A 22,244-nucleotide genomic window follows, 5' to 3' on the forward strand; every position below is an offset into this window, starting at 1 on the left:
TAATTAAAATTAGGGAATGAACACGCAATTAAAACAAAAAGGCCGGAAGTTTTCGCTTCTGCGGCCTTTTCCTTATATCTCATCCGGAATATCAAATGATACCATCGTGCCCTCACCCGGCTCACTTACGATCGATAATCCCTGACCATAACGTTGTAGCAATCTGCGGTTTGTATTCACAATGCCTATTCCGCCTTTTCCACCTGGCGTAGCATGTAGCAGCTCTGCAACCTTCTCCGGTTCGATGCCTTTGCCATTATCCTTCACCTCAATACGGGTATAACCCTCATGACGAGTGATCGATAGGCATAACGTACCGCCTACATTGCGGCTTAATAGTCCGTGTCTGACGGCATTTTCAATCAAAGGCTGAATTGATAGCGGCGGGAGAAGCAACGGAAGGTCCGGCTCTACGTTTAATACCACCGACAATCGATCTTCAAATCGTGTTTTTTCAATAAAAAGATAGGCTTCAACGAGTTCCAGCTCATATGATAATTTCACCAGTTCCCCTGTGTTGAGATAGTTGAAGCTGATCCGTAAATAGGATGAAAAAGCATCGCCAAGCTTCCGCATATGCTCTGTATCAATATCACTTAAAACCATAAGTGAATTCAACGTATTAAACAGGAAGTGAGGCTGAATCTGAGCCTGTAAATAAGCGGCCTCCATGCGCAGGCGCTCTTGGATAGACTGATTTAGCATGGTCAATGCACGTATCCGATATTTGAGTTCCACCGCATCTACAGGCTTCGTGACATAATCATTGGCCCCCGATGCAAACCCCGTGTAGATATCTGGCGGCTGACTTCGTGCCGTCAACAGCAGCACAGGAAGCTCAGACATCGAGAATTGTTCCCTCACCTTCTGGGTTAACTCATATCCGGACATATTGGGCATCATCACATCTGTAATGAGCAGATCCCACTGACGTGTGCCGAGCAATTCCATCGCTTCCTGACCCGAACCTGCTGTAGTTATATCATATGGTTCCGTCGAAAGAATGCTGACCAACACATCCAGATTCACCGGATCATCATCGACAGCCAGAATGGTAGCTCTCCCCTCTTTTAACAACGGAGCCATCTCTGCTGTCGCCAAGGCTTCCGCGTCCCCCATACCTTGGCGGGGTAACAGGAATCCGCTAGGTGCATCTTCCATCATCTCGGCGGCCTGTTCCCATATCAGGGGAAGTTGTGACTGAGCCTGATCGGCGGCTTCATCTGCGAGTGGTAGATCGAAGCTGAATGCCGAGCCCTTTCCGAGTTCCGAGCGAACCGTAAGTGCCCCACCGTGCAGTTCTACGAGCTCTTTGCAGATGTTCAGTCCAAGCCCGATGCCTTGTCCATCACTGATTCCATACGACCCTTGTTCATACGGGAGGAAAATGCGCATCCGTGTATCTTCATCCATGCCAATGCCTGTATCCGTCACATGAATCAGAGCATGTCCTTCACGAATTTCGGCACTTACGGATATCGTTCCTTCCTCTGTATGTTTAAGCGCATTATGCAGTAGATTATACAAAATCTGAACAAGCCTTTCTTCATCAGCCATGACCTGAGGGAACGATTCCGGAATCTCCATATGAAGGCGGACTGGTTTTCGTTCTGCCATGAACTGCAGCATGGCGATAACGCCGGGCACAACCGACTGTATGGAAAGAGGCCCCTGACGTAACTCAATGCGGTGCTCCTTCAGCCGGACTACATCCAGTAGATCACCAAGGAGATGTGACATCCGTCGACCGATCGTAATCAGCAACTCCATATCCTCCAGGCTCCGTTCATCCAACCGGTTTTTCTCTCGGGTGACCACGTTGTGAGCGATGTTAATGATCCCGTGCAGCGGGGTCCGCAGTTCATGTGATGTATTCGCCAAGAATTGATCTTTAATTTTGTCGCCCTTCTGCAGCTCTGTATTCAGCTTCATATTCTCCCTGACATTCCTGAAGTATTTCTTGAACCAATAGGCAGAGAAGCCCGTAATCGCAAAGATGATGTCGATAGGATAATAGACAGTTGTCACATCTTTGGCTGTCTCGGCCACACTCCATATCAGGTTGGATGTAATACCTCCTGCAGTAAGCAGCAGAAAAACAATATCCCGGTCCGCCTGTTTCCTGAAGATCATCGTTCCGACGATGTATAGAAACCAGATCATGGATACAAGAAAGAACAGGTTAATAACGTTGTAATGGATCATGGCATAGGTAATATGAATGGGCACCACCACAATCACGGCCGTATAGATCAAGGTCATGACAACATGCCACTGTAGCCATGCCTTTCGTACATGAACCATCGTTAATCTCTGGAATAACAGAAGGATACAAGCATTTTGCAGCAACAATGAGATCAATCGAATTTTAATGCCCCAGGTATAATTAATAGGAAGCCATAACATCAATATATTGTCATGACCCATCGTAACCGTGATGCCAACAGATAAAGTTAATACGGCTCCAACCAACAAGGAACGTTCCTGTCGATTAAATGCGTAAAGAATACAGGCATACATGCCGTGGAGGAGCAGAACCAGAAAGGTGAGCATCTGAAAACCAATGGAATACCAACGCGAAAAATCAACGGCTGCCTGTGAACCAAAGCGAACAGGTTTGCTAATTCCGCCCATATAAGGGCTGTCGTAATTGGCCACGCGTATCAATAACTCAATGGATGTTGTTCCTTCCTGATCATAGGTCGCTGTATACGAAGTACTTCGGGGTATATATGTACTGCTATCCACGGAGATCTCACCCATGCCCCCGTCCGCGTCTCCATTCATCTCGATCTCGGAGGAACTTCGAATCCCCTTGAACCAAAAGGTAACAGGCGTCTGAAGTGGATCTGTCAAAATACGCAAGCGATATGTTCCGTAACCGTACGAACCCTCTTGTTCCTGACTCTGTCCACTCCCCCAGTCTCCTGGGACCTGAACACTCTTCGCACCGCCATTCCTCTTCGCAATATCTTGTTGGGTCAGCAACTCATCCGGGTAAATTTCCCATTCCCCATTCAAGTACATGACAGGGGAATGATCCAGATCCACATCTCTCAAATCAAGCACCCCGTTAACGGCGCGATGCTCATCTACTGTGTGGAATAGCTCAGACCATACCGAGCGCATGCCAATTAACACTCCAAAAATGATTAGCATGATGAACAAATATCTGTAACGGTCCATACGTTTCGTTTGAAGTAATTTCATTAATTATTTTTTCATGACTTTGGTTAAACCGAGCTTCCAGTCCTGATACCATTCGGTAATGTCCTCACTGATCGGTATCTCCAAATCTTGCTCCATTCTGGTGGTTAAGAGACGATACTGCTCCTCCACACCGAGATCGTTGTGCATTTCATCATATAACTTCATTAGCATAAAATAACTTTCTTCTTCATCCGGAAGCATATGCTGGATACGTTGTGTACTCTCGACCACTTTCTCCGCCAGCCCATGCTGCTGGTAATACAGACTTAGTTGTCTCATATGATACAGCCACAGATAGCGTAATCTTTCTCGCTCAGGTTCAGCCCACATGTATTCATAATTGCCAAGATAGATACCCTTATATAGATGAAGCGCTTGCTCATAGGCATGAACGGTACTTGCGTCTACGACTTTCCATTGCCTGATTTCCCGTTCCCACTGCTCACTATCCAACTGAGCCTCACCCAATTCGAGTCGATAGCCTGCCTCCAGGTGCCCGCTCTGAATCGTGATCATATCCATATTGCAAGTTTTCAGGGTTTGGCGGACATGATACATTGCAGTGTAGAGTTGATGTGTCGTCTTCTCCTCTTCCATTCCCGGCCACAGAAGCTCCAGCAGAACACTGCGATGGATGACCTGGTTCCGGTGGTGAAGCAAGTATGCAAACAGCTCCTGCGCCTTGCTTGTACGCCATTTGGCCACCTGAACATCCTTGCCTGGAAGCTTAAACTGAATCTGATTAAAACAGCAAATTAAAGGTACGTTTGTATCCTTTGACCGCTGCTCGCGTTTTACGCTCAGTTTCTCTCTTACGCGGCTCACCGTCTGCTTCAATCGATCCTTTTGGATGGGCTTCATCACATAGTCCAAAGCCTGTAATTCGAAAGCATGCACCGCATATTGATCGTAACTGGTCACAAATATAATTTCGGTGCCCGGTGTTGCCGCCTGAATCTGTCTTCCCAGATCCATACCATCCATCTCCGGCATATGAATATCCAGAAATACAACATCAGGACGGTGCTCCACAATACCCGCCACAGCCTCTGTTGGATTCATATATGTAGCGATAATTTCAATGCCGCTTACTTCTTTTTCTAGTGATTTTTGAAGGCCTATCAACGCTAGACGTTCGTCGTCAACCAATATCACTTTCACAGGAGCTTCCTCCTCGACCCTGAGGTCTTGAGATTTATTTTCACTATTATATCATAGGCATTTTAAGTATTTAGCGTTCTTCGTTACCCATTTTTAATTTTTAGCAATTTAATTGTATAATACTAAATAGAAGACAGGTTATCAGATCCGGTCTTGGAAGAGAGGAAGGTACCATATGTCAGATGTTAATCAAAGCTTTGGGCAAGCCCTTGTCAAATCATTAGTGGGGGAACGCGGTCATATCCGCATCGCCCGTGCTCTACCCGATATCGATGTCACACTTGCTACTCGTACGCACGATGCCATGCCATATACGATCTATCAGTTGGTGAAGCATATGCATTATTGGCAGCAATTCATGCTCGAACACTTGGAAGGACGCAAGCCACAGCTCCCTGCTAACGTGAGTGAAAGCTGGCCTGAAGAGAAGGGTCCACAGGACGAAGCGACGTGGAAGGCAGAGATTCAGGCATTCTTGGATGGAGTTGATCAAGCCGTAGCCATTGCAGAAACTGCACAATTAGATGATCCACTGCTCTATTTCCCGGGTGAAACCAAGGCAGGACTTCTGCGCAATATCGCATCCCATAACTCGTATCATCTAGGGGAGATTGTTCTACTGCGTCGCTTCTACGGCGCATGGCCGCCTCCAGGTGGCGGATATCCGGCGTAAACCGGAAAGATTCCGATAGAACGAAAGCAAGCCGCAAGGGAATGTATCTCCCTCGCGGCTTGTATTGTTTTTACCATACTCTACATTGTTTAGTTAGCACTAGTATAGAGGCGCTTCAACACAATGATATTATTCATACTAGACTTCTGGAGTCATCAGCCCTTGGATAAACGTCTCAAAGTTCGGTGCCAGCGGAATGATCTCTTTGGGATTTTCCCTCTTCACATAAACGACCTCAGGTTCTCCATCATTACCGAATGAACGATAATCGAGCATGACAACCCCCGACTCCGAAGGAGATACCGCGATGACCACACCAATCTCCGGATACCCTTCACGTTCAATCAAATTCCAGCTACCTTGAATACCCGCTAGTGTGCGAGGCTTCTCACGGCCAATGCCCAGTATGCCTTCTATTTCAACATAATCCGTAGCTCCCGTATCTGTGTTGGCTACAGGGAAATAACGATTGTACGGAATACCACCGTTATGCAGCTTCATCATCTCAATGTAGGAGGCAGGGAGTCGGAACACCAATTGCTCCTCCACAGACTCAATGAGACCATCACTCGGCGGATTGGACACATAGTGCTCCAGTGCCTGCTCACTATCGTTCCAGAATTCGCCGGATTCCGGTCTGGGAATCGCTTCAAAGGTCGCTACAACGTCAACGGGTACATGGAATTCTCCAACAGCCTCTGGATCCGTTTCAACTTCAGGTTCAGATTCGGACGGCTCCTCCATTTTGCTTCGAATCCATCCCAGAAACTCCAGCGTATCTTCATCTTCAGGGTCCAATTCATCCGCTCTTTCAAACGCCTGCAGCGCATGCGCATATTGCTCCAGATAATAATAAGCCAGTCCAATCCGATAATGCCAGAGTGGGTCACCTGTGCCCTCTTTAGCAACCGTCAGGAATTGTTCAACCGCTTCTTCATACTGTTCCAAGTTATTCAGCGCTCGCCCCAAATGGTTAACCAGCTCATAATCTCTTTCTTCCACAGGAATTGCCTGAATTGCATCTACAATTTCCTGAAATTCATCTTCTTCATGCCACTCTTGCAATTGAACCAACAGATCGTCTCTCATTCTCTTTTCCTCCCCGTTCATTCACTCATGATTACGTATTGAAAATTATACCACTATCCGGATCACCATCTCCAGCAAAGCAAGATCCTTAGGGATATCATGAATCGATATCTTTTCATTTCGGATGACAAAGCTAAAAGAGGTAACCTGAACCCGGTTAAGAAAACCAGGCAGGCTACCTCCTCTATTCCTTCCACTATATTGAATTCTTCATTCAATTCAGCAACTCAACACAATCGTAGACCCAACCTGCACTTAACCAGTTACCCAAGTCACTTGAACCGCTGATTGGCGTAATCGTGATGGTATTGGAACCATTCACGAAGTAGGATGCTGGAACATTCCAGCTAAAGGTTGTGTTGTTCCCACGATACGTACCAATGGTGAAGCTACGAGAATTGGGCTGTGAAGAGGCAGCAGGATTTGTTAAAGCATGTCCATTAACCGTTACACTCGGTCTACCATTATTGTAAGCTGCGGTAATACCGATGTTGAGCGTATGAGAAGATGCCGCTTGAGATGCATTCAAATTAAACGTTATTGTGGTTGGAGAATTCTGACCACGGAACTGGATTGCCGGGAATCGATTGGTCGCACTACCGGTAGCATAGGTGACAGGTCCCCAGCTTGGGTTGCGACTATCGGAAGGGTGACGGATCGGAATCGTCTGTCCATTCAGGAGCTCCCGTGGTGTACCATCCCAATTACCAATTCGCCAGATGTTAGAGGCTTTACTCGGGTCATTGTTGATCGTACGTGTATTCAGTGTCGTCGTTTGCCCTGCCGTGACATTAACCGTTTCCGTATATACGGCCAGTTCTCCCTTATAAGCTGTCATAGTGTACGTGCCCGGGATCATGCTGTATTTGGCGGCCGCCCCACTTGAAGACGTCCCCACCCAATACTGGGCATTGCTATTAGCGAACCCAATTGTGTAAGCATATCCTGTATCCATCCCGGAGAGGCCATTAAGCACTACGTTCCCCCGACTGGATACCCAACCCTGCAGATTCAGACCAGACATCCAGCTGAAATCGGGTACACTTGGCGTACCTCCCGTTGTAAAGATCAAAGCGTACGGCCCATGTAGACCCAGGCGCCAATTCTCCGTCTGTGCATGTCCCGAGTTCATATAGTTATATACTTCCGTCTCTGTTCCACTTTGGAACTGGATGTCGCGGAAGAATGGACCACCAGAGCTTTTTTCCCGATTGCCGTAGGCCATAAATACACCGACGCCATTCCCCGTAACTCCACGAACGGATAAATCTTTGGCCTGATCATTACCATAATATTTGGAGGCCGACTGTCCATTTGCAAACCCGAACACATCCTGACTTTCAATCGCTCCGGTGTTACCCCTGTTGTTTGAATTCGCCGGAACACCTGTCAACACACTACCATTACCACGGAAAATGTATCGCAGCTCCCCGATCGAAGGTTGAGCCGTGATATGCGTGGCCATGTATATGATATTCTCCCCACCACGTGAAGCATAATAGTGAGTCAGTGTGCTTGTGGATACCGTGATTAACACGGTTGATCCTGAAGGAGAGGTATTCCACGTCACATTGGCGGAGGAACCCAAACCTGAGCCGATATGCGATCCTCTGTTGCTGTTCAGCTCCGTACCGTTCATTTTGGCCGATATAATATCCCCATTGGTTTTGTTCACCACATAGACTAATCCTGATCCGGTGTTTACTTCAATTCTGGAGCCGTTATCCGTAACATTAATGGTTGCCGCGTGTCCGGTAGATGCAGGGTATACAACAGCTGTTGCGATCATAACGATGATTAAAAACAAACCAAGCGCCTTTCTCACTATACTTTTGGTCATGAGTAATTCCCTCCTTGGAACTCATTTAATAAAGCGCTTACATAATAATGTATAATAACTGACACTTCCGTCTCATATCGATATGTCTGCTATGTGAGCCTGTCCATAATCACTGAAATGTTATGTCTGCGTGCGTATAGAATAGAGTCATCACTTCATGTAAACCTGATCTCGCCACCCCCTTCTTAAATCACTCTTCTACATACAAGTATTCTTACAATTCCAATAAAATAATACCATTATATTACATAAATTTGCAATGAAAACGGCTCGAATATCCGATAGCAAATTCTGAAAACAAAAAACGCAGCTTCAAAAAGCTGCGCCCGCAGATACCAAGCTAGAGACAGTATCATCTCTTCCGAATAGGTATCCATATCTCACTTCTATATTGCTCTACAGTAACATCCTTGTGCTCATTCCATAACATTTCCGGACCCTCACTCAGCTCATAGTCCGATGAAGGAAACCACTCCGCGTAGATCCGGCCCCACACCTCCTGAAGCGTGCCTGGAAACGGGCCCACGACGGTAAATACTGCCCACGTCGAAGCAGGAACCTCCAGCTGTTCCAATCCTTCAGGCGTCTCTTTTGTCGTAGCTGCACCAATGTAATGATCCAGTTCTCCCTGTTCCGCCATACGTCCCTCACTGAAATGGGCTGAAGCACTGATTAAGCCCAGAGGTTGGACGTTCGATGCCCCCTTGATCGAATCAATCAATTCCGGTGTAAGACTCTGGTACATTGCAGCGATCTCCGGATTAACCCCGTTGAATACAATCGGCACCCTTTTACGAATACCCACGATTCGAAACGCCTCTTTATCTTCAATGCGGTAGTTCATTTCGCTTCCTCCTTGAATGGTCAGTTGAAATGTCATCCGTGGAAAGGCTTTAAGGGATGGGCCATGGTTTCGCGCTTCGGAGGGCGTAGTGCCATGCATGCTTTGAAATGCCCTAGTGAAAGAATCCGGCGATGTATACCCGTATTTCAGCGCAATATCAATGATTTTGCTGTCACTGTGGCTTAGCTCCATGGCCGCAAGTGTCATGCGGCGACGCCGAATATATTCCGAGAGTGTTACACCACTAAGAAAAGAGAACATGCGTGTAAAGTGATACTCCGAGCAGCAGGCAATTCGGGAAATCTCCTTCATGTCCACGACATCCATCAGATGCTCCTCAATATAATTCAAGGCTTCATTTAACCGCCTCAGCGTATCCATATCATCCCTCCCACGTTAATTTAAGCTTAGCAAAGTCATTCTCTTTGCATCCGACATTACCTGCACCATTCTGTAGGCTCTTTGCATCTAAACAGAAAAAAGAGCAGCATCAGCTACTCTTTTCTAACCTTGATATTCACATATCACCAGTAGTCAAGTCAAACAATTCAAACCAGATACTCCGCCATAATCTGCTCGATATCATACGGCGTAACGCCTTGATTCACCGAATAGATTGTATCCGCCTGATCTATTGTATCCACCAGTTCTCCTCTAGCTTTGGCATGGAGCATGAACAAGTCATGCAGATCGGGTTTGCGTAAATTGGTTAGTGCTTTGCCCATCAGGACAATACCTTTTTGATTGCCTTCCACATTATTGTAGTAGTCCGGATATCTGGTCAGCGCCAGGTCTGTCCAGATGACGGTGCGTTCAACCAGATCCATAATGACGGGGATCGCAATCTGCGTATCCGCGGTAATATCGATTTTGTTCGCTACGGTAGACGGTTCGAAAATCTCGCCAGACCCCGGCTTCTTCCGCATCATCCACCCTACAAAACATTCCGGCAGATCACAATACGGATGACTGGTGAACGAAAGCAGTGTTGCCACCACATATCGTCCACCATAAGCCACGATGGATGGAATATGCAGATCAATAAACTCACTTGCTCCATTAGGTGCAGTCACGATATCTCCGCTATGGACAGCCTTATAGTTAGAGGATCGCAGATTCGTATAAGAAATATGCTCCACATAGTTCCAGTCCTTATCGTACATCACCGCAGACAAGTCAATGTCCACGCGCCCTGTAGACTTTCCATCCACGTCCCCCTCTTTCCACCAGTTGAAGAAACGAATGGTATCACCCTCTGCCATCGGCACACGGCTTCCACGAACGATGGTACGCAGAGCCTTGCTCGCCGATCTCTGGGAAAAGGGTACCAGATAATCATGAAGCTGCGGATCGACATAAGTCTTTCCAAGCGGGGCAAGGGCAGCGAAGCGCTCTACCAATGCCTGTTCGCACAATTGCACGACATTCTGACACGTGGCTTCATCGATCTCTGGCAGCTCATTCGGAACAGCAAAAGCTTTGGCTACATTGCCTTTCGGGAAAAAGACACGCAAATCCTGCGGTTCATTACGGTGGGCATAATGCTGTCTTACCTGCAATAACACCGGGGTAGATACTTGCTCCAGTACCTCACCAAATGCCAGCAGTACATACGCTTCATCTTCGGTCATCCGCAGCAAGTGATCCAGTCTTCTCGCGAATTCACCTGGACGCTGTGACAACAGATCGATCAGACTCCATACATTCCGATATTGGAAGGCAAGCTCCACACTTCCGTTGAAGGTCGAATAAGGTTTATTATTACGCAAAATATCAAAGGCTTCTTCGCATCGCGGATACCGAAGCTTATATTCCGAAGGATGCAGAATTTCGCCAAGGCGAATCCAGCGATCCTTATAGCGGAGCATATCCTCCGTGATGGAGCCACATTGCTCCAATAATCCGAGCAAAAGGCGTCTCTCGCGGCGTTTGAATTTTCGGAAGGGAGAAGCCGCAGCCAGGCTGACATCACCATTGGACCAGGCAACAGCCAGACGCAGGACATCACTTGCCGTTTTGAAATACGGACCGATCCGGTCGATGTTCGCTTTTTCATGCTTCAATAGCGAGGCAACCACAAAGCCCACATTTTCTTTGAACGGAATCTCACCGGGTAATAGCGCATCCACGTCTTCCGGGTCTGCATACTCCAATACCGTATCGATATCTGCCTTGTCTGTTTCCGAGATGGAACCCTTGGCTTCAATGATCTGGCGGATAAGCGTCTGGAATGCTTGTTTGTTGCCCAAACCAATGACTTTCAAGTCCGCCTTCTCCAGCAAAGGCATTCTCTCCACAGATTGTTGATCGGGATAGACCACAGTCAGGTTAGTCAGATAATGAATAATCGCATTGAGATATAACTCGGCCTCATCCGCTTGCATCACCTGCATTGGGAATCCTGCATACATCGGTGTGTACATCACATGTGCGCCGACCATGACTCTTAGATCAGCCACAAGTTGAATATATACTGCTTCAAATTGTTCCTTGGACAGCTGCCGCATCGCCTGCATTAGCTCATCCGAGAAGGTGTATCCGAGTGCTTCAATATTTTTGAGGGCAGTCGCCAGATGTGTCTTCGGCAACTGTTGTTCCCCTTCGTTTGATTCGATAATGAGTTTGTTCGCTCTGCGCAAATAGATTGTATTGTTCATGATAAAAGAGTCCAGGAAAGCCACACCCCTATATAACGTGAAAGGTTAGGGTTAGAAGGAAGGAATGTGATAGCCTGGACGCCTCCTCTCTGAAATAAAATCTTCAGGAGAGCTGCGACCCTATGATCTCCAATGATTGTAGAAGGAAGGATCGCAATAGCCTGAAGGCCAGCAGTTCAAAGTTTGTCACCCGAACCTCTGGTGAACACATCATCTCAGATTCCACGATCTGCCAACAGGGCGAAAGTATTACGACATGAATTTAAGAATTTAATGAAAATAGAAAAAAGCCTTTGCCGACCCCCAATGTCAGCAAAGGCTTTTCATTTTAGATTGTGTTTATTGATCAATCAAGTTTGTTACTTTCAACATTCTTGCAATCAATGCAGTAACCTCGGCACGAGTCATCGTGGTCTTTGGACTCAGCACCTGCGGCCCATTACCTTGGATGATTCCGGCTGCAATCAACTGGGCTACATCTTCTTTGGCCCAATTCGATACATCCGCTGCATCACTGTAACGTTCCAGTTCAGAGTTCATCTGATCCGGGCTAATTGCCGCTTCCGGCTCAATCAGACGGTAGGCACGAGCAACCATAGCAAATCCTTGCTCACGTGTGATCTCCTGATTACCGTTGAAGTTCCCATTATCGTAACCGCGAACGATACCGAATTCATTTGCAAGGGCTACCGCAGAGCGGAACCATGCGGAATCGTTAACGTCAGGGAATAGATTCTGTGGTGCATCCTGACGCATTAAGCCCAGTCCAAGCACAACAATCTCGGCAAACTCAGAACGAGTAACCTGACGGTTCGGTGAGAATGTGTTATCTCCGTTACCTTGCAGATCTAATCTCGCAGCGATGTTGTTCACATCAGTTTTGCCCCAATGGGATCTGGCATCTTCAAAATCCTGCGGGTTCCAGATAACCGAGTAACTTCCGCTGCTACGCAAGTCATTAATGAGTGCGTAGTAACGACTACTGATCTTCGTGACAACCGTTGGTACATGGAAGATGCTACCGTCCGGATTAATGATTACACCTGTAGTAATCCGGTTCGGATCGATACCTTCCGGAAGTGCAATATACTTCGGTGCATAACCGTTCAGCTGGCCGGATCGCACGGTCTGTCCATCTTTCGTAAACGTCAGATCCAGATCAACCGGTGTGACAAGTAGCTCGTATCCTTGGGATGCGGCTCTTGTCTCGGCGCTGTCAATCAAGGCATCCGAGGAACGTGCGATATCAACATGGACATCAATATCATTCAACGCTGCATTACCAAGCTGTCTGGACACACCATTCACGTCCATTTTACCGCCAGGTACCGGATAGATTGCCAGCGGATTGCTAATGTTTAGTTTGGAACCTTGATCCACCAATTGTTTCAGTGTTTCCAGGGTTAAACCGTCCACCTTCATATCCCCATCATTCGGTGAATGAATGGCGAACTGCTGGCCTGTGCCTTGTGACATGGCAACATTCAGCTTGGCTGGATCAACTTGAACCAATGTTTCTTTGTTATTAGATGGTTTGGATGTAGCAAATGGTTGATGGCTACCATCCCGTGTTGTTTCCAAATTATCCTTCACAGGTGCCGGAGTTGGCGTTGGTACTGGCGCAGGTGTAGGTGCTGGTGTGCTTCCACCGTTACCTCCCGTATTTCCACCGCCGCCATTGTTGCCTCCACCATTGTTACCATTGTCACTGGATGCTCTAGTCACGTTGATTTTATACGCCGTAACATTTCCAAGTGAATCGGTTACTCTAACAACGATCTTATTCCCACCGACTTGAAGCGGTAGATTCTCACTTACAGTACTACTTGAAACCTCGTTCCATTCTCCATCTCCAACAGCTATTTCAATCTTCGCAAGTGGATCAAGTGCCGTTGGCGTGAGCTGGAATTGATATACGCTATTCGGCACAGAGATGGTGTACGTCTCTTTAGCCGGATCAAAGGCCGGGGACAAGCTTCCCACGGAAGGGACCAGCGTCTGCAACGTAGATGCATCTGTACCAATTACTTTGGTAAGTCCCGTTCTTGCATCAGTCAGATCCAAAAGTGCCTTGTCTACCTGTGCTTGATTCGCTGTCAAATCATTCAACACTCGCTCTGCTTCATTCATCGCAACTTTGAGTGCTTCCCAACTCGCTGGTGTGTACGCTGACTCTTCCAGGCTTTCACCTGTAATTTCAGTTACTTTCGCTTGCAAAGCTGATTTATCTACATCTGGTACAGATGTTGTAGGGATTAGGTCCGTTCTTGCATCTGTCAGATCCTGAAGTGCCTTATCTACCTGCGCTTGAGTCGCTGTCAGATCATTAAGCACTCGATTTGCTTCGTTCCTTGCCTCTTCAAGTACTGTCCAGCTCGCTGGTGTGTACTCCTCTTCGTCCAGTTCGCCTGTTTCGATCTTATCTTTAATCTCATCGATTTTGGCTTTCAACTTCGCCTTATCAATAACAACATAACTTTTCGTATTTGATGCTTCTGAATCTGAGTAGGCTGGATTGTTCGTCTTCGCTGTTACTGTCACCATGTAAGTTCCAGCTTCCAACGGCGGTTCCAATTGCGACAGGTTAAGCGCCGTTCCGGTTACTTCCACCGTCCGCTTCGTGCCGTCTTCCAGTTCAATTGTTACTTCATATTTATCTGCATGTGCAACTGCTTCCCATTTCAACTCATCGTCGGTCAGTGTAACGTCTGGTACCGCTAAAGGACTGGCAGCAGTTGCAATAGTAAAGTACGAGTTCGGACCAAAACTAGATGTATTAAGGGTTACTTGACCGTTCTCAATTAAATGTAATGAGTTTGGATTACCAAATTGAGCATCATCGCTGATCACAACATATTGAGGCAACGCCGGGTTAGCTCCCGTTTCGTCTACCTGAAGTGTAATCTGTGATTCAGTCCAGTTTGCTTTCTGTACCTTGTAGATACGCTCCATCCCAAGCATTTTTTTCTCATCTTTCGTAATCGGTGTTTTGAATTCAGTACTTGCTCCATTGTCACCAAACGTAAAGAAAGAAGAATCCTTTGAGAATTCATTTTTATTTGCAGAATTGGTATCCTCAACACTGTTGCCCAATGCAATCGTCAACGCAGATCCCTGTTCCTGCGCTTTGGCTTGTTTCTGCATCAATCCGCTCTGATCATCTCGACCGATGCTTGTAACGCGATGGGTATAGACTGCGTTCTCCTGGGCATCCCAGATCGTAGCCATGTTTGAATCGACATATGAATTGGCTTTCGTCTGATCAAGCGTATAGCCATATTTGATCGCCAGATATGTGCTGACTTTTTGGCGTTCTGCGTCCGTAAGAGCATGGTCAAATACGATGATTTCTTCAATCGTACCCTGCCAATATCCACTATTGGACGCAGTTGCCGGAATTAGCTTACCAACTACGGCTCCGTCCGAGTTACCAGTATTCCACGCCTTATTAAGTTCTTTTCCCCAACCACCCAGTTCCTGTACCTGCTTCATTTTACTGTACAATCTAGCTATATTCGTTCCAGTGTCCCCACCTGTCCAAGTAACAAATAGCTCGGTCGGGAATGTAATTTCCATAAACTTGTTGGGAGTGTATAAAGTCTGATTACTGTCACTGTTAAATGTTGTCAAGCCGCCTCTTGCGTCAACTTGAAGCATCCCCATACCCGTATAACCACCCGTTTGTACTCCCCATGAAATAATATAATTGATGCCATCAGTTTTATTGGTTTTACTAACGGTAATGATCGATCTGGGGCTCTTCCCTTGAGGAAGCTTACTTACATCCAGATTCATAAAACTACTCGTGCCGTTATATTCCAATACCGGATTGAAATTGATATTATGATTTTTATCATCCCAATAGGACGGTTGATTAGCTTCCGTACTTTGGGTTGCATTGTTTATTTTACTGCCTTGATCTTCCCAGATACTCACCTTTTCGCCGCTGGCAACTCCGTTTACCCGCTCTGGTCGTAGCCATAGTGAAGGGGATCCAACTCCGCCCGGACCAACAGGAGTCTGGTTAGTCGTCTCCGCTTGAGCCAAACTCATGGGCAACGTTCCAATCGCCAGAATAAAGGAAAGAACCAGCATGGAAATTCTTTGCCATGGTTTCTTCCGGATTTTTGCTGTGTACATAGTTTCCTCCTACTTAATATGTTATTTTTGGACTGCTTACTGACTCAAAACATCATATCTACCCTCATCTTGCTTATTCTACACATGGCCTCTTACCAAACTCTTACCAAACCTTTCACTAGCAAATACAACAAAAAAACAGCCTTGCAAATGAAGCTGCAAGGCTGTATATTTCCAATTAACTATTCGAATTTTTCCATTGTTGGTACCATAACTCAACTTCCAGGCCAGGACGTATACCTGCCTCTTGTTCTAAAGCGATAACCAACTGATTATATTGAGCGACCACAGGATCTTTATTACCCAATCGATCGTAGGTCTTCATTAAGGCCAGTCCGACTTCCTCCAATGATGGCTCGAATTGCTGTACCCGGTAATATAACGTGAGTGCTTCCGTATTCTGTCCCAGTTCGATGTAATATTGTGCGAGTTGCATGGCATGGTTACGCCAGAGTGCATGCAATCGCTGGCGCTCCAACTCAGCCCATACATAATCGTCCTCGCCATAATATTTGCCTTCATATTGATCTGAGGTCTGCCGATGTTCAGCTATTGTAGACGAAGATAATAGAGGTAATCGGGTAAGACGGCTCTCCCATTCTTCCGCGTCAATCTTGAATTCACCCGTTTCTAATAGATATCCAAACTGTTGATAACGAATGACCATCTTGTCCTCACCCATGAATTCGTTCATCATGCTGCGTAAGCGATGGATCCCACTGTGCAGATTGGATATACCTCTCCGCTCATCCAACTCTGGCCACAACAGTTCAAGTAGCGTATCCCGCTTAATCGGTTTGTTCCGATGGTGGAGCAAATAGGCGAATAACTCTCTAATCTTGGTTGTTCTGAATTTCATATGTTTTGGCGGCTCATTTGGGTGCACTTGGACTTGGAGCATCCCCAGACAACGGATCATCATGGATGGCCCTTCTGTTATATTCAGACTTGCTGACACCGTTCGGCGTTGATACATCTTCATCGTTTTTTCCAAACGGTCACGCGTTACAGGCTTCATAATATAGTCCAGCACTTCAAGCCCATAGGCTGTCAGTGCATGTTCGTTATATGCGGTTGTGAAAATAACTTCTGTTCCAGGAGAAACCTCATGGATACGTTCGGTCGCCTCGATCCCGTTCATCCCCGGCATTTGAACGTCCATGAAGACGATTTCCGGCAGATGAATTTCGATCTGATCTATGGCTTCCTGTGCCGTCAGAAAAGAGCCGATAACTTCGCAACCCTCTCTCTCTTGCAACAGTTTGTTTAACCTGCTCAGAGCGAGATATTCATCATCTACCAAAATCACTCTCATATGCACAACTCCTCTGGCTCACTGATCACCCTTTAATCTATAATTTTACCATAAATTCTGACGTGGGACCGCTATCATTTAAATATAGAATCTATGTTCCGGTATTCAAAAAAATGTTCATCTTTGGCAGAGGGCATGCAGGAATTTGAAGTAAACTGTCGAAAACTAAAGTCTGCCATGAAACCAATAACCTATAAAAAGATACCCCGATATGTAGTGCTGTCGATTCTATTCCTGACTATTTTGCTTGGCTTTCGCTGGATATGGTCCGAGACTTTCACTATACCCGCACATCCTGAACCCATTGAAGGCTTGTTAGACCTTCGAGGCTGGGACCTCGCCAACACTTCACCCATATCCCTGGATGGAGAATGGGAGTTTTATCCCCAGACGTTAATCTCTAATCGTGACGCGAAAATAGCGGATAACCCATCCACACCGATTCAAGTTCCCGGTGACTGGCGTGATGCATTACCACAATCCTCATCGTCGTTTGGATATGGGACATACCATCTTCGCATACTTTTAGATCCATCTGTGGAGGAAGTCTCTCTCTGGGCTCAGAAAATCCAGACATCATCGATTATCGAGATGAACGGGACCATTGTTGCCGAATTCGGCCAACCTGCCACTCATGCCGAAGCCTATCGACCAGAAAGGACTGCATTTACAACTTCCTATGTGCTTGACGGTTCTACCGAACTCAATCTTTTGGTGCAGACAGCCAATTTTGACGATCCTTATAGCGGAGGGATCACACGCTCTCTCTATTTTGGTTCTCCAGAAGCCATTGGAAGTGAACGAGGACTATCCATTGACTTGCAAAAGATTACATTCGCTATACTGCTTTTGCACAGCCTATACGCTTTTGTCATGTTTCTATTTATCCGAAAGGAACGAGCTCTTCTGACGTTCTCGATGCTAACGCTGGTAGCTGCCCTAACGGTCGCTTCCGACCATGACAATCTGTTATTGAGTTGGATTCCACTCAACTTCACTTGGATCGTTAAGGCCAAAGCGTTATCCTATCCGTTGTTCGCATTCTTTCTTTTACAAATGGCTAAAAGTTTCTCCCATAGTCTACAATGGCGTAAACTGTTCCGCATCTATGCCAGCGTGCTTGGCGTTTACTGTTTATTTTTGCTAGTCGCACCAGTGACCCTGATCTATCATGTACTTGAGATTGGGCTCTCTGATTTCCTTTATCTGTTTGCCATCGGCTGGTCTGTGTACCTATTCTTCCGAATGGCAGCCGAGAAACGAAGGGACGCAAGCTTTTTGCTCTTTGCGGCTACTAGCAGCCTATCAAGCGTGTTATGGGGAATTGTGAACTCACATAGCGAAATTACCAACGTGTATTATCCGATCGATGTGATTGCGGCCATGTTTGGCTTCTCCGCCTATTGGTTCAGAAAATACTTCCGCAATTCAAGTGAGATCGAGAAGTTGTACGAACAGCTCAAAGAAGAGGATCGCCAGAAGGATCAGTTTCTTGTGAATACGGCTCATGAATTGCGTACACCGCTGCACGGGATCATCAATATCGCCGAGAGCATCGCGGTTCGTGAACGGCGTAAATCAGGTGGGCAGCAGGCAGAAGACATGAAGCTGTTAGTTACCATCGGCCGACGCATGTCCCAACTGGTGGATGACCTCCTTGATGTCATTCGTTTGAAGGAAAAACGTGTTACGCTTCAGAAGAAACCTTTATCTCTTGCATCGGTCATTCCAGGCGTGATCGGTATGTTCCGATTCATGGCAGAGGGCAAGCCCATCCATATGCAGGTGGATATTCCAGAATCACTGCCGTTGATTCAAGCCGATGAGAGAAGACTTGTTCAGGTGCTCTACAACCTGTTGCATAATGCGCTCAAATTTACCGATGAGGGTACCATTACCGTGTCCGTTCGGGAACATGGAGAGTACGTCTTGATTCAAGTTTCAGATACAGGTGTTGGTATGAGTGAGGAGATACAACAGCGAATATTCGAGGCGTATGAACAAGGGACCCCAGAGGCCCGTTTAAGCGGAGGAATCGGCCTCGGTCTCAATATCAGCAGGCAGCTCACAGAACTCCATGGCGGCCAACTCACCGTGCAATCCGTACCTGGGCAAGGATCGACCTTCCAGATCTCACTTCCACGGGAAGACACCGCATCGCTATCGGACCAGACTGAACAGCAATGGGACGCTCACAGCTTCGATGAAATTGCGATTGCAGAGCCGCAGCAGCAGACCGTCTCTCAAGATAAGACTGCCGCAAGAATTCTTGCCGTCGATGATGATCCTGTAAACCTGCGAGTACTGATCTCCATGCTTGCGAATGAACCGTATCATATTCAACCCGCGGCCTCGGCGCTTGAGGCACTTGAATTATTGGATAAGGAGCCTTGGGACTTACTGATTGCCGATGTCATGATGCCTCATATGTCCGGTTATGAACTGACCGAGAATGTACGCAAGCGTTATTCGGTCTCCGAGCTTCCCATCCTGTTGCTGACGGCCCGTAACGAGCCAGCGGATGTATACGCCGGATTCATGGCCGGTGCGACGGACTATGTCACCAAACCCGTGGATGCCGTTGAATTAAGGCATCGCATCGGGTCTCTGATCGTACTGAAACAATCTATTGATGAGCGACTGCGCATGGAGGCTGCTTACTTACAAGCACAGATTCAGCCCCATTTTCTTTTTAATACGCTCAATTCAATCATGGTTCTTAGTGAGATGGACACGGAGCGAATGCAGAAACTGGGCGATGCTTTTATCGAGTACCTTCAGACCAGCTTTCATTTTGTCAATTCGGAGAAAATGGTTGAGGTCACTCATGAGTTGGATCTCTCCCGCGCCTATCTCTACATTGAGAAAGAACGATTCATGAATCGGTTGAACGTCATCTGGGATATTCCCGATGATCTTGATCTATCCCTGCCGCCACTCACCATTCAACCGCTCATTGAGAATGCTGTTCGACATGGTATTCTCAGCAAAGTTGAGGGTGGAACCGTGCATATCCGAATCATCAACCAAACAGCGTCCACCTTGATTGAGATCGAGGATGACGGTGTGGGGATGCAGCCCGAGCAGATCGAACGGGCACTCGCGTGGCCCAAGAAAGGACCCGGCGGAACCGGAGGCATTGGATTAACTAATACACATCGCCGGTTGACCCAGATGTACGGACAAGGTTTGACCATCGTCAGCTCGCCGGGCCAAGGTACGAAAGTTTCCTTTGTCATCCCTTTGGACCGCAGTTGAGAGCCTGAGCGATAAGATCGTTCTATAACTCTACAGCGGCATATTGTACGATCCATATCCGTATCCGTCCGCTGAAGTGCACGGTCAACAGGGAAAACGATATTAGCTTACATGTTCAAGTTCAAGTTCAAGCCCAGGCTCGAGTTCAAGTTCAGGTTCTGATATACCAAATAAACCAAAAGAGAGCTAAGCACGGGTTTCGTCCCGGCTTAGCTCTCTTTTCTATGACTTCATTATGATCTAACACGATAAGCTAAACGTTATACGTGCATGACATGTTTTTCATCCGATAACCCCAGCGCCTTGGCTGTTGAAGAATGAACCTCTTTGAGGAGATCCAGATTCTCCACAAGGGATATGCCGTAAGAAGGAATCATTTCCTTGATCTTTGGCTCCCATGCCTCCATATGCTGCGGAAAGCACCGCTGAAGAATCTCAAGCATGACCTGAACCGCGGTGGATGCACCCGGTGATGCACCTAGCAGAGCCGCAATCGTTCCATCTGCAGACGTGACCACTTCTGTACCGAATTGGAGCGTACCCTTGCCACCTTGAACGGTATCCTTGATCACCTGCACACGCTGGCCCGCCAGAACCATATCCCAATCCTCGCTCTTCGCACCCGGAACAAAGTCACGCAATTCTGCCATACGTTGTTCTTTGGATAACATTAGTTGTTGGATCAGATATTTGGTCAAAGAGATTTCTTTGACACCTGCTGCGAGCATCGTAAGCAGATTATGCATCTTAACCGACGTGATTAAATCAGCATTGGAACCCGTCTTCAGGAACTTCGGCGAGAACCCGGCAAACGGTCCGAATAACAGCGACTTCTTATTGTCGATAAAACGGGTATCCAGATGTGGAACCGACATCGGCGGAGCCCCTACCGAAGCCTTGCCATATACTTTGGCGTGATGCTGTTCCACGACTTTTTGATTTTTACACACCATAAAGATCCCACTGACCGGGAATCCGCCGATATGTTTACCTTCCGGAATGCCGGTCTTCTGGAGCAAATGCAGACTTCCGCCGCCCGCGCCGATGAAGACGAATTTTGCCTTATGGCGTTCGACTGCACCACTCTTCAGGTTTTTCACGGATAATTCCCATTGTCCATCGCTGGTGCGTTTCATATTCTTCACGCTATGTTGGTAGTGGATGCCCACGTGTTGTTCCTTTAAATGTTTGATTAGCATACGCGTTAAAGCACCAAAGTTAACGTCCGTACCGGAGTCAATTTTGGTCGCTGCAACAGGTTCATTACTGGTACGATCTTTCATCATCAGCGGCATCCATTTTGCCAGCTCTTTCTTGTCATCCGAGAATTCCATGCCTGCGAATAGCGGGTGATTCGATAAAGAGTCATACCGTCTTTTCAAAAACTGGACATTGCTCTCTCCATGTACATAACTCAAATGAGGAATCGGCATAATGAAGTCCCGCGGATTACGAATCAGACGGCTATTGACGAGATAGGACCAAAATTGCTTTGAGATCTGAAATTGTTCATTCACTTTAATCGCTTTGCTAATATCTACGGTTCCGTCTGGTCGTTCAACGGTATAGTTAAGTTCGCACAATGCAGCATGCCCGGTTCCGGCATTATTCCATTCGTTGGAGCTTTCCTCTCCTGCAGTGGCTAGCTTTTCGAAAACCTTAATATTCCAGTCTGGTGCCAATTCTTTTAGCAAAGTTCCCAAAGTTGCACTCATAATTCCGGCACCAATCAAGATAACATCTGTACTCGTTTGTCCCTGGCTCATGTCTACCGTCCTTATATCCTATATTTGCCAAAAGGATGTAAGCGTTATCGATTTGGCATTTGCAGCAAGCCCATTCTTGAACGGGATCGCACCTTCTCTGAATGATTATAACCTTGATCTAGTGTATCAATAATATAGAGCAATTTAAATATGCAATTTCAAGATATTTGCTATTCCATCAGTATACGCTAGTTTACATCGGAACGTTAGCCCGGTTATAGGCCTGAAAGATATATTTGTTCAAAACAAAGAAAGGAACCCGGTTTTAGGGGGACTTTGGTGATCAAATGG

The 22,244-nt window shown here is 46.7% G+C and carries 11 protein-coding genes; 2 read left to right on the forward strand and 9 right to left on the reverse strand.

Features of this window, described 5'->3' with window-relative positions; all coding sequences use genetic code 11:
* Nucleotides 1-72: 72 nt before the first annotated feature.
* Both MHI48_RS30025 and MHI48_RS30030 read right to left on the reverse strand, forming a co-directional pair.
* The gene (locus MHI48_RS30025; protein ID WP_076252063.1) at nt 73-3,210 is read right to left on the reverse strand and encodes an ATP-binding protein; all 3,138 of its coding nucleotides are present in this window, start codon (nt 3,208-3,210) and stop codon (nt 73-75) included.
* Nucleotides 3,211-3,213: 3 nt separating this feature from the next.
* A complete protein-coding gene (locus MHI48_RS30030; RefSeq protein ID WP_076329340.1) occupies nt 3,214-4,371 on the reverse strand; it encodes a response regulator in 1,158 nt (385 codons plus the stop codon).
* 175 nt (nt 4,372-4,546) lie between these two features.
* Here MHI48_RS30030 and MHI48_RS30035 point away from each other — a divergent pair, with 175 nt between their 5' ends.
* Nucleotides 4,547-5,044: a DinB family protein gene (locus MHI48_RS30035; RefSeq protein WP_076329339.1), complete on the forward strand. Its 498-nt coding sequence runs from the start codon at nt 4,547-4,549 to the stop codon at nt 5,042-5,044.
* Nucleotides 5,045-5,182: 138 nt separating this feature from the next.
* Here the strand turns inward: MHI48_RS30035 and MHI48_RS30040 are convergent, their stop codons facing one another.
* The 6 genes from MHI48_RS30040 to MHI48_RS30065 form a co-directional block, all read right to left on the reverse strand.
* Nucleotides 5,183-6,133 (reverse strand): SMI1/KNR4 family protein, encoded by a 951-nt coding sequence (locus MHI48_RS30040; protein WP_036671802.1) that lies wholly within the window; start codon nt 6,131-6,133, stop codon nt 5,183-5,185.
* A 214-nt stretch (nt 6,134-6,347) separates the two neighbouring features.
* Nucleotides 6,348-7,973, reverse strand: coding sequence for a rhamnogalacturonan lyase B N-terminal domain-containing protein (locus tag MHI48_RS30045; protein WP_036611768.1), 1,626 nt, complete (start codon nt 7,971-7,973; stop codon nt 6,348-6,350).
* 352 nt (nt 7,974-8,325) lie between these two features.
* Entirely contained in the window at nt 8,326-9,198 is an 873-nt protein-coding gene (locus MHI48_RS30050; protein WP_076329338.1) for an AraC family transcriptional regulator, read from the reverse strand.
* A 167-nt stretch (nt 9,199-9,365) separates the two neighbouring features.
* A complete protein-coding gene (locus tag MHI48_RS30055; RefSeq protein WP_076329337.1) occupies nt 9,366-11,474 on the reverse strand; it encodes a TerD family protein in 2,109 nt (702 codons plus the stop codon).
* A gap of 339 nt (nt 11,475-11,813) precedes the next feature.
* On the reverse strand, nt 11,814-15,614 hold the full coding sequence (locus tag MHI48_RS30060) for an S-layer homology domain-containing protein (protein ID WP_076329336.1): 3,801 nt from the start codon (nt 15,612-15,614) through the stop codon (nt 11,814-11,816).
* 178 nt (nt 15,615-15,792) lie between these two features.
* A complete protein-coding gene (locus MHI48_RS30065) occupies nt 15,793-16,929 on the reverse strand; it encodes a response regulator (RefSeq protein WP_076329335.1) in 1,137 nt (378 codons plus the stop codon).
* A 177-nt stretch (nt 16,930-17,106) separates the two neighbouring features.
* Between MHI48_RS30065 and MHI48_RS30070 the strand changes: the two genes are divergently transcribed.
* Nucleotides 17,107-20,187, forward strand: coding sequence for an ATP-binding protein (locus tag MHI48_RS30070; RefSeq protein WP_076329375.1), 3,081 nt, complete (start codon nt 17,107-17,109; stop codon nt 20,185-20,187).
* 260 nt (nt 20,188-20,447) lie between these two features.
* Here MHI48_RS30070 and MHI48_RS30075 read toward each other — a convergent pair whose 3' ends face one another.
* Nucleotides 20,448-21,953, reverse strand: coding sequence for a malate:quinone oxidoreductase (locus tag MHI48_RS30075; protein WP_036611787.1), 1,506 nt, complete (start codon nt 21,951-21,953; stop codon nt 20,448-20,450).
* Nucleotides 21,954-22,244: the final 291 nt, after the last annotated feature.

Origin of the sequence: Paenibacillus sp. FSL H7-0942 (assembly GCF_045040715.1) — a bacterium.
Classification (GTDB): Bacteria; Bacillota; Bacilli; order Paenibacillales; family Paenibacillaceae; genus Paenibacillus; species Paenibacillus amylolyticus.

What these genes read in the sequence shown, in the direction of transcription:
- MHI48_RS30025 (WP_076252063.1), bottom strand. Translation starts at nt 3,210, where the DNA reads ATGAAATTACTTCAAACGAAACGTATGGACCGTTACAGATATTTGTTC.
- MHI48_RS30035 (WP_076329339.1), top strand. Translation starts at nt 4,547, where the DNA reads ATGTCAGATGTTAATCAAAGCTTTGGGCAAGCCCTTGTCAAATCATTA.
- MHI48_RS30040 (WP_036671802.1), bottom strand. Translation starts at nt 6,133, where the DNA reads ATGAGAGACGATCTGTTGGTTCAATTGCAAGAGTGGCATGAAGAAGAT.
- MHI48_RS30045 (WP_036611768.1), bottom strand. Translation starts at nt 7,973, where the DNA reads ATGACCAAAAGTATAGTGAGAAAGGCGCTTGGTTTGTTTTTAATCATC.
- MHI48_RS30050 (WP_076329338.1), bottom strand. Translation starts at nt 9,198, where the DNA reads ATGGATACGCTGAGGCGGTTAAATGAAGCCTTGAATTATATTGAGGAG.
- MHI48_RS30055 (WP_076329337.1), bottom strand. Translation starts at nt 11,474, where the DNA reads ATGAACAATACAATCTATTTGCGCAGAGCGAACAAACTCATTATCGAA.
- MHI48_RS30060 (WP_076329336.1), bottom strand. Translation starts at nt 15,614, where the DNA reads ATGTACACAGCAAAAATCCGGAAGAAACCATGGCAAAGAATTTCCATG.
- MHI48_RS30065 (WP_076329335.1), bottom strand. Translation starts at nt 16,929, where the DNA reads ATGAGAGTGATTTTGGTAGATGATGAATATCTCGCTCTGAGCAGGTTA.
- MHI48_RS30070 (WP_076329375.1), top strand. Translation starts at nt 17,107, where the DNA reads ATGAAACCAATAACCTATAAAAAGATACCCCGATATGTAGTGCTGTCG.
- MHI48_RS30075 (WP_036611787.1), bottom strand. Translation starts at nt 21,953, where the DNA reads ATGAGCCAGGGACAAACGAGTACAGATGTTATCTTGATTGGTGCCGGA.